The organism is Pseudomonas sp. RIT-PI-r, from assembly GCF_001297015.1.
Classification (GTDB): Bacteria; Pseudomonadota; Gammaproteobacteria; order Pseudomonadales; family Pseudomonadaceae; genus Aquipseudomonas.
The window spans coordinates 325,894-337,827 of record NZ_LIGE01000025.1; the positions used below are offsets into that span (position 1 = coordinate 325,894).

Sequence of the window (11,934 nt, forward strand, 5' to 3'; positions counted from 1 at the left end):
GTTACGCTGGGTTCAACTGAACGACCATATAGAGTCGTTTGCGCACGCACACAACCGGTGAACGATAAGCCCATGATTTCAACCATCGACGCACGTCATCAAAGTCATCTTCAAGTGGGCGACACCCGTTACGCCTACGTGGATCTGCGCAAGATACTCACCCCGGACGAGCTCATTGGCTTGCCCTATTCGATCCGTATTCTGCTGGAGAATGTGGCACGGTGCTCACCGGCGTCGCTGGACAATTTCATCGCATGCATACGCCAAGGGGCGCCGGCCTGCGAAGTGCCTTTTTACCCCAACCGGCTGATGTTCCACGACACGACCTGCCTGCCGGCGCTTGCTGACTTTGCCGGTATGCGCGACATGGTGGCGGAAATGGGTGGCGCACCGGAAACCATGAACCCGATGATTCCTGCGGTGCTGGTCATTGACCATTCGGTGATTGTCGAGCGCTACGCCGAAGCGGATGCCGTGGAGAAGAACCTGGACATCGACTACCGCCGCAACTCCGAACGCTACGAATTCATCAAGTGGGCGCAGAAGAGTCTGACCAATTTCAAGGTGGTTCCGCCCGGTACCGGGATCATTCACCAGGTCAACATGGAGTCGCTGGCGACCGTTGTAGGGGAAAGCCAGACGGCCGAGGGCCAGCCACTGCTGCATCCTGACGATATCGTAGCACCCGACAGCCACACGCCGATGATCAACGCCATCGGCGTTCTGGGCTGGGGTGTGGGTGGGCTGGAGGGACAGGCTGCCATGCTCGGCGAGCCGGTGCCGATCAGCTTTCCTGAAGTTGTTGGCATTCGTTTGAGCAATGAACTGCAGCCTGGTGTGACGGCCACCGATCTGGCATTGCGCATCACGCAAATATTGCGTGCGAAGGGTGTGGTGGGCAAGTTCGTTGAGTTCTGCGGTCCTGGCCTGTCGAAGCTCAGTTGGGCGGCGCGAGGCACGCTCTCTAACATGGCACCTGAGTATGGCGCCACGGTAGTGTTCTTCCCGTTCGACGACAGCACGATGGAGTACATGCATCTGACCGGGCGTAGCGAAGACACCATTGCGCGTATTGAAACTTACCTCGAAGCACAGGGCCTGTGGCGCCACGACTCACTGCCCGACCCGCATTTCGATGACCTGATCGAGTTGGATCTTGCGGCCATCGAGCCAAGTGTTGCCGGGCCTCATCAGCCGCATCAGTGGCGCAAGCTGGCTGATGCGGCGCCGTCCTTCCGCCAGGAAATTCTGGGTAAGCGGGAGGGTGTAATAGCGCGTTCTTCGGACGCTGAAGCCGAATACTTCGAACCTTCGTTTGGCCAGGCACTGACCCATGGCGCCATCTCCCTGGCGGCGATCACCAGTTGCACCAACACTGCAAACCCGAGCCAGATGATCCAGGCGGGATTGCTGGCCCGCAACGCTCAGCGTCGCGGTTTGCGCAGTAAACCCTGGGTCAAGACATCTCTGTCGCCCGGCTCGCGCGTAGTCGCGGACTATCTGGAAAAGGCCGATCTGCTGAGCGACTTCTCGGCCTTGGGGTTCGATCTCGCCGGGTTTGGCTGCATGACCTGCATCGGTAACTCCGGCAGTCTCGAAGAACACATGGAGCGCTTTTCGGACCAGGGCCTCAAAACCGTGGTGGTGCTGTCGGGTAATCGCAATTTCGAGGGGCGAGTCAATCCTCGCGTACAGGTCGGCTATCTGGCATCGCCGGCGCTGGTCGTGGCTTATGCGTTGGTAGGCACCATCAATATGGATATCCAGACTGAACCGTTAGGACAGGATGCGGCAGGCAACGATGTGTACCTGCATGAACTGATGCCCAGTGAAGAGCAGATTCAGGCACTGGTCAGTCAGACCGTTCACCCGGATTTGTTCCGCCAGCGTAACGCGATGCTATGGGATGGCACTCATCACTGGCAGGCACTGTCAGCGAGTGGCAGCGTGCAGTTTCCTTGGGCGCCGAATTCGACTTACCTACGCCGCCCCATCTACCTGCAAAACGTCAAGGCCGAAGCTTCACCCGAGTTGTCGATTCATAGTGCAAGAACTTTGATGGTGCTGGGCGACAACGTCACCACTGACCACATTTCGCCGGCCAGTGCGATTCCACTCGAAAGCCAGGCTGGACAGTGGTTGATCGAGCGCGGCGAAAACCCGAACGATCTCAATCAATACTCGACCCGCCGCAGCAACCACGAAGTGATGATGCGCGGTGCATTCGTGAATCGAGCAGTGAAGAATCGGCTATTGGAGCAACAGCCGGGAGAGGGCGGTTTTGCAACGGCTTTTCACGGTTCGATCCAGCGCGTTTACGACGCAGCTCTGAGCTACGTTGCCAAGGACGTGCCGCTGGTGATCTTCGCCGGGTTCAACTATGGAGCGGGCTCCAGTCGTGACTGGGCAGCCAAGGCGCAAGCCACCTTGGGCGTCCAGGCTGTCGTCGCGCAGAGTTTTGAGCGTATCCATCGTAGCAATCTGATCGGCATGGGCATCTTGCCCATTACGTTTGCGGCAGGCGTCGACGCGACGAACTTGCAGTTAAAAGGGGATGAGACACTGGACTTCAACGGTCTGGAGACGATGCAGGTGGGAGCAAATGCGGTCCGCTTGATGATCAATCGTGCAGACGGGCAACAGACCTCGGTGCCGTTGGTTCTGCAACTCGATTCGCAACAGGAGATTCTGTACTTGAAGGAGGGGGGAATTTTGCCCTACGTCGTGCGAAAGGTTGTTGCGAACGCTTCGGTGTGAACGCGGAGGGCTTTCGAACACATGCTAGCTCGTGTTCGGAAGCCACTCTCTTGGGTTTCACCACTTAACGGAGAACACTCGGCGCAGGTCTTCAATTGCGTCTTCACTTAGCGGTGCAGGCTTCGGATTGCTCATCATCCAGAGCTTCGCCGTCTCCTCAAGCTCCTCCAGTGCAAAGCTGGCTTTCGACACCGAACTCTCCCAAACCACTGGGCCTAGCCGTTCCAACATGACGCCGCGGACATTGTTGGCCAATTGCGCAACTTGTGCCGCGACGTCAGGAGAACCGGGGCGCTGATAGGCGATCAACGGGATGTGGCCGACTTTCATGATTTGGTAAGGCGTCAGTGGAGGAAGGATGTCGTCTTCGTTCCAGACGCCAGCGAGCGTCAGGGCCACGAGCGACGTCGAATGCGTGTGCACTACACCATTCACTTCCGGGTTGCGGTCGTATACCTGACGATGCAGCTCCAGGGTTTTCGAAGGCTTGTTGCCGGATACCCAAGTGCCGTCTTTGCTGACTTTCGCGATTTCTTCCGGCTTCAATCTTCCCAGGCAGGCGTCGGTGGGGGTGATCAACCAGCCATCTTCCAGGCGTGCACTGATATTGCCTGCGCTACCCACGGTATAACCGCGTTCGTACAGGCTTTTTCCGACGGTGCAGATTTCTTCGCGCAATTGTTCTTCGGTGCTCAACTTGTACTCTCCTCGATAAGTGATGTGAGGCCAGTGCCGATGCCGGAAAGTGAAAGATTGGCTTCGGCGGATTCGGGTCTTAATTTCAGAATCGGCGATTTGTGAGCGAAGGATCCACTCAAGTGCTGTTTCATGAGATGCGCGGCTTCAAGGTTGTTGCCTTGCTCCACCAGTTCGATCATCCGGATGTGTTCGGCGCACTGTTTAAAAAGGCGCTTGCGGTCGATCATCGAGCGATACTCGATCAAACGCCTCATGTTGTTCATCTGGACCAGGATCATGTGATAAAGCGGGTTGCCGGAGAGCTTGATGAGCTCTTCGTGGAAGCGAATACCATTTTTGAGCAGCACATCAGCCGGCAGGTTATCAATGCCGCCGTTGAGCATGTCCTGCTGCTCTTTTTTCAAGCGCTGGAGCTTGCTCAGGTCGTGATGGTAGGTCGGTTCCAGCAGCGCTGCCGGTTCGATCAACGAGCGCACCTTGTAGATCTGTTCGAGAGTTTCCGGTGTTTTCGCCACGTCCAGGAAGCGCCAGCCATAACCCGGTTTGGGCTCGGCCCAACCGACTTTTGCCGCGCGGTTGAGAATGTCTATGACCTGGGCCTTTGTCAGGTTGTAGCGAGTGCGCAGAAACTGCTCTGTCACTTCGTTGGGGATTGCATTGTTCAGCCAGTCTTCCGAGAGTCGGTAGTATTCGTCCGGCTCTTCAAGCGGAAGTACCTCATCGTGAATTTGCGACGGATCCTGCACGAGCTCCAGCACAAAGAACCCACGATTTGGCAGCTGCTCGAGAATGTTTTGCTCGGAGAGCAGCACCAGCGCTTCGCGTGCAGGGGAGCGGGAGACGTTGAACTCGTCGGCGACTTTTTGTGCGCTCAGATGAGCACCCAGGGGCAGCTTGCCTGTCTGGATTTTCTGCCGGATTTCAGCGGCGATGCGTAGTACGAGGGCACTTGAGGCCATATTTTGATCACTTACGAATAGAGTGGCGACGATCACTTTCCGCAGTAGTGGCGAGTGAGAGCGAATGCAGCATGGCTTGATTCGAACAGGTTTCGTCGCCGTTGACTACTTTTTAACGTGGCATTATGCAAAAAATTGCATGGGTTACATTTTGAAGTGGCTCACCATGCTGTTGAGCTCTATAGCGAGATGTCCGAGTGACACCGATGCATCTGTGGTTTGCTGAGAACCCGTGGCCGACTGTACGGACAGATCGCGAATATTAAGCAGGTTGCGATCCACTGAACGAGCAACGTGCGCCTGCTCCTCTGTGGCAGTTGTGATCATCAGGTTGCGTTGATTGATGTCGTCGTTGGCCGCAACAATTTCGGCCAATGCGCTTTGTGTGGACTGGGCCAGTGTCAGCGTGAGACGGGTATTTTCGCTGCTGCTGAGCATGGTCGAAACGGCAGTGTCGGTTCCGTTTTGGATGCCACCGATCATCTCTTCGATCTCCCGGGTCGATTGCGCCGTGCGGTGGGCGAGGGCGCGCACCTCGTCTGCGACAACGGCAAAACCTCTCCCCGCATCGCCCGCGCGAGCCGCTTCAATCGCAGCGTTGAGTGCCAACAGGTTGGTTTGTTCGGCGATCGTACGGATCACGTCCAACACCTTGCCGATACCCTGCGCCTGTTCTGCCAGGCTTTCGATTTGTTGCGAGCTGAGTTGCACGTCGCGAGTGAGCGTCTCGATGGCGCCCAATGTTTCAACCATGCGTTGCTGCCCTTTGAGCGCAATGTCCCGTGAGACCACGGACAGCTCGGAAGTAGAGAGCGCATTACGGGCGACCTCCTCAATGGCGGCCGTCATTTCGGTTACGGCAGTGGCGGCCTGCTCAATCTCTGCGTGTTGTTGCTGAATGTCCTGGCCGGAAGCCTCTGTGACTGTATTGAGCTGAGCGGTGGCAGTGGTCAATTGCCGGGATGAGCCTGAAATCTGCCCCAACGTCTTGATCAGATTGCTCTGCATTGTCGCCAGGGATTCGAGCAAACGGGTGGCCTCATCATTGCCCGAGGGTTCAATAGGCTGACTGAGATCGCCTTGGGCAATTGTTCTGGCTACTTTTACAGCCACATTCAGCGGTGCAGTAATACTGCGAGTCAGCAGCCACGCCACCAGAACGGTGCCGATGCCCACCAGGATGATGACGAGAGCCACGCCTTTGACAGAGCGATGATATGCCGCCGTCGACTCATCACCTGCAAGTTCTGCGCCCTGATTTGCTCGGTCGATGAGGTCGTCGAAGTTCTTGGTCATCTGATCGTAGGAGTCTCTGATAGTCATCAGAAACTCCCGAGCCGCGGCCTTGTCACCTTGGCGAGAGAGCGCAAGCAACTGAAGGTGATTTTTTGCATACACGTCGAGGCTGGAGTTAAACGCGCTCAAGCGGCCTTTATCCTCGTCACTACTCAGCAGTTGCGCATAGGTATGCATCTGTTCACGAACCTGGCGCAATCGACCGCCGGTTTTGTCCTCGTAGGACTGCATGTCTTTTTCACTGATCGAAAGAATGTGCTGCATCGATCCCATTCGGTATCGGTTCAGCGCTGCGTTTGCGGCCCCTAGAGCGCGAACCCGTTGAAGCCAATTGTCTTTGATCTCGATTGATTGGTTCTGTACTTCGTCAATCTGACGGAGCGCGAATACACCTAGGGCGACGCTTAGCGCAGCAATGATGACAAACCCGAGAACCATTCGACTGGCAATGGAGAGGTGTCTAGGCAGCATGATCAATTTACCTTCGGCAGAGTAGAACGATCCGGGGCTTGGCCGGGTTCATGTATTTGTGTTGACTAAAATAGCATTGCATTTTGGTGTGTCAATGTGCCAAGATTTTTTACGCGTTTTTGAGAGCAAAAATCTTCGCGATGAACAGCTTATTCATAAATGCTGGGCGAAATAGCGTCTTTTAGATCACTGGCAGTTTGAGCAATTCATGGGATTGCTCTGCTCCGATTGGTTATTTGCACGCTAATAACCATAAGCAACGTCCAGATTTCCTTGCATTCAATAATAAAACCCTGTTTGAGGAAGCATCTGTCATGCAGCGCAGAACCAAGATCGTGGCCACATTGGGGCCAGCAACAGAATCATTCGAAGCCCTCGAGGGGTTGGTGAAGGCGGGCGTTGATGTCGTGCGCCTGAACTTTTCCCATGGGAAGGCTGAAGATCACATGGCTCGTGCCCGGCTGGTGCGTGAGCTGGCTGCCAAACATGGACGTTTCGTGGCAGTACTGGCCGATCTGCAAGGTCCTAAAATTCGCATCGCACGGTTTGCGCAAGGGAAAGTCGTTCTCGAGAAGGGGCAGCAATTCATTCTCGACGCTGCGCTGGATAAAAATGCCGGGGACAATCAGCGGGTCGGAATCGACTACGAGGCCTTGATCACAGACAGCCGCCCAGACGACATTCTGTTACTCGATGACGGACGAATCGAGTTGAAGGTTCTGAAAGTCGAAGCGACGCAATTGATCTGCGAAGTCCTGATTAGCGGACCGCTGTCCAACAACAAGGGGATCAATCGCAAAGGCGGTGGACTGTCGGCATCGGCGCTGACCGAAAAAGATTTCGCCGATATCAAGACGGCTGCACACATGCAGGTGGATTACCTGGCTGTCTCGTTCCCGCGCGACGCCTCGGATATGCACCACGCTCGTCACCTGATGCAGGAGGCGGGAGGGCAGGCCGGCCTGATTGCCAAGATTGAACGCGCAGAAACCGTCAATGACCTGCGAATTCTCGATGAGATCATTGAAGCGTCTGAGGGCGTGATGGTCGCCCGGGGTGACCTGGGGGTGGAAATTGGTGACGCGGAACTGGTCGCCGTTCAAAAGCTGATTATCGAACGTGCCCGCACGCTTAATCGTGTGGTGATCACCGCCACTCAGATGATGGAGTCGATGATCACGCAGTCAATGCCGACTCGTGCAGAAGTGTTCGACGTTGCCAACGCAGTGCTTGACGGCACCGACGCCGTGATGCTCTCCGCCGAAACCGCGGCGGGTGCCTATCCCATCGAAACGATCGAGGCCATGCACCGGATCATCATCGGCGCAGAAAAGCATCCTCAATCCCATCGTTCCAAACATCGCGTCGACCAGGTGTTCCACAAAATCGACGAGTCCATTGCTATGTCCGCCATGTACGCGGCCAACCACCTGCACGGTGTCAAAGCCATCATCTGCATGACGGAAAGCGGCGACACTCCTCGCTTGATGTCCCGCATTCGTTCGCACCTTCCGATTTTTGCCTTCTCTCGCAATCTGGCTACGCAGAATCGGGTCACATTGTTCCGTGGGGTCGCGACCATTCCGTTTGACAGCGACGATTTCGCCCCGGAATTGGTGAACGAGAAAGCGGTTGAAGAGTTGACCCGACGCGGTGTGGTGAAGGCCGGTGATCACGTGCTGATCACCAAAGGCGATTACGCCAACGCTCAAGGTGGCACCAACTCCCTTCGAGTCGTATGCGTAGGCGAAGCGATCCGCTGATTGAGGATGCTCTGATGAGTGAGACGAATTCTACTGAGCACAAAGTCGTTGAAGAACACGACTTTGCATCATGGCCTCGGGATTTCGATTTTCGGGCGCAGTATGCCGAGCAGCAGGAATTGTTCGGTACGCAAGGCCAAGAGACAACGGCAGTGAATCACACGAAGGGGACAAATCATGCTTAACAAGAACAGCCGTATCCAACAAATCACTGCCCGTGAAATTCTGGACTCGCGTGGAAACCCGACTGTCGAAGCGGTTGTGACGCTCAATTGTGGGGTCAGTGCCACCGCCAGTGTTCCGTCGGGTGCGTCTACCGGTTCACGTGAAGCACTCGAACTGCGCGACAACGCTTCGCGTTACATGGGCAAAGGCGTGATGCGTGCGGTCGAAAACGTGAACAACCCGATCCGTGAATGCTTGATCGGACTAGACGCGTTGAATCAGCGCGAAATCGACAACGCGATGATTGCCCTTGATGGTACCGAGAGCAAGAGCATCCTGGGGGCCAACGCGATCCTCGCTGTCTCCCTGGCTACCGCCAAAGCGGCAGCCGAGGTTCAGCATATTCCATTGTACGAACACTTGGCGGCGCTTTACGGATCGCCGGGTAAGTTCAGCATGCCGGTTCCGATGATGAACATCATCAACGGCGGTGAACACGCCGATAACAACATCGATATCCAGGAGTTCATGATCCAGCCGGTCGGCGCCTCGTCGTTCCGTGAAGGCCTGCGCATGGGCGCGGAGGTGTTCCATTCCTTGAAGAAGGTTTTGTCCGAGCGTGGCCTGAGTACCGCGGTCGGGGACGAAGGTGGGTTTGCTCCCTCACTTGCTTCCAATGAAGAAGCACTGATTGTTATCAAGGAAGCGGTAAGTCGAGCGGGTTACGAGCTGGGCAAGGAAATTACTCTGGCGCTTGATTGCGCAGCCTCCGAGTTTTACGAAGACGGTCAATATGTACTGTCCGGGGAAGACCAGACGTTCAGTTCGCAAGGCTTTGCCGATTACCTGGCGATGCTTTGCGACAAGTACCCGATCATTTCCATAGAAGACGGGATGGATGAAAGCGACTGGGAAGGCTGGGCGGGTTTGACCCAGAAACTCGGCCACGTGCAACTGGTGGGTGACGACTTGTTTGTGACCAACACCAAAATTCTGCGTGAGGGCATTCAGAAAGGGATTGGTAATTCGATTCTGATCAAGTTCAACCAGATCGGCACTCTCAGCGAAACGCTCGACGCCATTCGTATGGCGCAAGACGCAGGCTACACCGCGGTCATTTCTCACCGTTCGGGAGAAACCGAGGACACCACCATTGCTGACCTTGCCGTCGCAACCTGTGCCGGACAGATCAAGACCGGCTCACTGAGTCGCTCGGATCGGGTGGGCAAATACAACCGTTTGCTGCGTATTGAAGAGGCGTTGCAAGGGCGAGCGCCCTATGACTCTGCCGCGCTGTTGAACAGGAAGGCTTGAATAATGCAGACCACTTCATACAAAAGAAAACTGGTAATTGGCAACTGGAAAATGAATGGAAGCAGTACTGCCAACGCTTCATTGTTGCGCGGCTTGTTACCGGTGGTTTCGCGCTTTGAAAGTGTTGATACGGCGATTTGTCCACCGTTTCCCTACCTGACGACCGTAGCCGATCTGCTGGATGATTCTGATGTCGCGCTGGGTGCACAGAATCTCAGCAGCCACCTGTCAGGCGCACATACCGGCGAAGTCAGCGCTTCGATGCTACAGGATATTGGTTGCCGCTATGTTCTGGTCGGGCATTCTGAGCGCCGTGCGCTTTATGCAGAAGACGATGAACTTGTGGCAAAGAAATTCGCTACCGCGCTTCGCGCCGGACTCATCCCGGTGTTGTGTGTGGGTGAAACACTTGCTCAACGACAGGGCGGTGAAACTGAGGCAATCGTCACCCAACAATTGAGTGCAGTTCTGAAGGCAGTGGGCATTCAGGACCTGGTCAAGGGGGTGATTGCCTATGAGCCCGTATGGGCCATTGGTACTGGCGAAACCGCGACGCCAGAGCAGGCGCAAGCTGTTCATCGGCACATCCGCAAGTGGCTGGCTGAGCATGATCGCGCGGCCGCCGTCGATTGCCGGATTCTGTACGGCGGGAGCGTGAAGGCCGATAACGCCAAGCAATTGTTTGATCAAGTGGACATCGATGGTGGCCTGATCGGCGGAGCTTCGCTGGATGCGATGTCCTTTGCTGCCATCTGCTGGGCGGCGCAAACGGCGCCGGCTGCCGAACTCGTGTGATCTGAATTCTATTTGAACGTGCAAAGCAAAGCGTGCCCGGTTCTTTCTCTCCCGGCACTGAACAGTGTGCACAGAGGTATAAAAATGACGTTGAACAACCGACTTGAAACTCTCTTCCCGAGCGCAGACGAAATCCCTGCTGCGTTTCGTCCAGGACCTTCCATTGAGCAGCGCGAGTATCTGGTTAATGGCGAGCTGCGGTTGTGGGACGGCGCACTCGCTCCCGTCCGCAGTCCTGTATGCCTGAAAAAAGAATCAGGTTACGAGTCCGTGATTTTGGGCAGTACGCCGCTACTGGACGCGCAAACGGCGATGACTGCGCTGGATGCCGCGGTGCAGGCCTACGATCGCGGACAGGGTGTGTGGCCCACACTGCGCGTTGTCGAGCGTATTCGCCATGTTGAGTCGTTCCTGAACCGCATGCGTGAACAACGCGAAGCGGTCGTGAAGTTGTTGATGTGGGAGATCGGCAAGAATCTCAAAGACTCGGAGAAAGAGTTCGACCGCACCTGCGATTACATCGTCGACACCATCAACGCCCTCAAGGAGCTGGATCGCCGATCCAGTCGTTTCGAGCTTGAACAAGACACTCTGGGTCAAATCCGCCGCGTTCCATTGGGCGTAACGCTGTGCATGGGGCCTTACAATTATCCGCTGAACGAGACATTCACGACCTTGATCCCGGCGTTGATCATGGGTAATACCGTCGTATTCAAACCGGCAAAATTCGGTGTGTTACTGATACGGCCTTTGCTTGAAGCATTCCGCGACAGCTTCCCGGCCGGGGTTATCAACATCATCTACGGCAGCGGCCGGGAAACCGTCAGTGCCTTGATGGCGAGCGGCAAGATCGATGTTTTTGCGTTCATTGGCACCAACAAGGCTGCCAGCGACCTGAAAAAGCTGCACCCTAAGCCGCACCGTCTGCGTGCCGCGCTGGGTCTGGACGCGAAAAATCCTGGCATCATCCTTCCCGATGTCGATTTGGATAACGCCGTTTCCGAGGCTGTTACCGGCTCGTTGTCGTTTAACGGGCAACGCTGTACTGCGCTGAAAATCCTGTTCGTTCATGAGAACGTCGTTGACGCTTTCCTCGACAAATTCCAGGCGAAGCTGGCCCAGCTGAAACCGGGTATGCCGTGGGAGACGGGTGTCTCTTTAACCCCGCTACCAGAACCAGGCAAGACTGATTTTCTGACCGGACTTGTGGCCGATGCTGTCAGCAAAGGTGCCAAAGTCGTCAACGCCGGCGGGGGAGAAGTCTGTGAGACGTTTTTCTACCCTGCGGTGCTGTACCCGGTGACTTTTGACATGCGTGTGTACCACGAAGAACAGTTCGGTCCGGTTGTACCTGTGGTGGTTTACCGTGATCTGGAAACAGTCATCGAATACGTCCTCGATTCCGATTTCGGCCAGCAGCTCAGTATCTTCGGCAAGGATTCCGCGCAAGTGGGTCGTTTGGTCGATGCCTTTGCCAATCAGGTGGGGCGCATCAACATCAACGCGCAATGCCAGCGCGGCCCAGACAGCTTTCCTTTCAACGGTCGCAAAAACTCTGCCGAAGGGACACTGTCCGTTCATGACGCCTTGCGCGTGTTCTCCATTCGCACGCTCGTCGCCACCAAGTTCCAGGAAAGTAACAAGGAGCTGGTCAGCGACATCATTCGCAATCGTGAGTCGAGCTTCTTGACCACTGACTACATCTTCTAGGGGGC

At 55.7% G+C, this 11,934-nt stretch carries 8 protein-coding genes; 5 read left to right on the plus strand and 3 right to left on the minus strand.

The genetic code is table 11. The features are described from left to right. Nucleotides 1-72 precede the first annotated feature (72 nt). On the plus strand, nt 73-2,757 hold the full coding sequence (acnA, locus tag AK821_RS13345; RefSeq protein ID WP_064390075.1) for an aconitate hydratase AcnA: 2,685 nt from the start codon (nt 73-75) through the stop codon (nt 2,755-2,757). A 57-nt stretch (nt 2,758-2,814) separates the two neighbouring features. On the opposite strand, the gene otnC is transcribed toward acnA, so the two are convergent. From otnC to AK821_RS13360, 3 genes are all read right to left on the minus strand, one after another. Then, on the minus strand, nt 2,815-3,453 hold the full coding sequence (gene otnC / locus AK821_RS13350; RefSeq protein ID WP_064390076.1) for a 3-oxo-tetronate 4-phosphate decarboxylase: 639 nt from the start codon (nt 3,451-3,453) through the stop codon (nt 2,815-2,817). After that, on the minus strand, nt 3,450-4,415 hold the full coding sequence (locus AK821_RS13355) for a GntR family transcriptional regulator (RefSeq protein ID WP_064390077.1): 966 nt from the start codon (nt 4,413-4,415) through the stop codon (nt 3,450-3,452). The genes otnC and AK821_RS13355 overlap by 4 nt, the downstream gene beginning before the upstream one ends. Nucleotides 4,416-4,559: 144 nt before the next feature. Beyond that, a complete protein-coding gene (locus AK821_RS13360; RefSeq protein WP_064390078.1) occupies nt 4,560-6,182 on the minus strand; it encodes a methyl-accepting chemotaxis protein in 1,623 nt (540 codons plus the stop codon). 314 nt (nt 6,183-6,496) lie between these two features. Here AK821_RS13360 and pyk point away from each other — a divergent pair, with 314 nt between their 5' ends. The 4 genes from pyk to AK821_RS13380 all read left to right on the plus strand — a co-directional run bounded on the left by pyk (nt 6,497) and on the right by AK821_RS13380 (nt 11,929). Continuing rightward, nucleotides 6,497-7,945, plus strand: coding sequence for a pyruvate kinase (gene pyk / locus AK821_RS13365; protein ID WP_064390079.1), 1,449 nt, complete (start codon nt 6,497-6,499; stop codon nt 7,943-7,945). A gap of 177 nt (nt 7,946-8,122) precedes the next feature. Next, nucleotides 8,123-9,424, plus strand: coding sequence for a phosphopyruvate hydratase (gene eno / locus AK821_RS13370; RefSeq protein ID WP_064390080.1), 1,302 nt, complete (start codon nt 8,123-8,125; stop codon nt 9,422-9,424). Between the two features lie 3 nt (nt 9,425-9,427). Then, entirely contained in the window at nt 9,428-10,219 is a 792-nt protein-coding gene (gene tpiA / locus AK821_RS13375) for a triose-phosphate isomerase (RefSeq protein WP_064390081.1), read from the plus strand. An 84-nt stretch (nt 10,220-10,303) separates the two neighbouring features. Then, nucleotides 10,304-11,929, plus strand: a complete 1,626-nt coding sequence (locus AK821_RS13380; protein WP_064390082.1) for an NADP-dependent glyceraldehyde-3-phosphate dehydrogenase — start codon at nt 10,304-10,306, stop codon at nt 11,927-11,929. Nucleotides 11,930-11,934 lie beyond the last annotated feature (5 nt).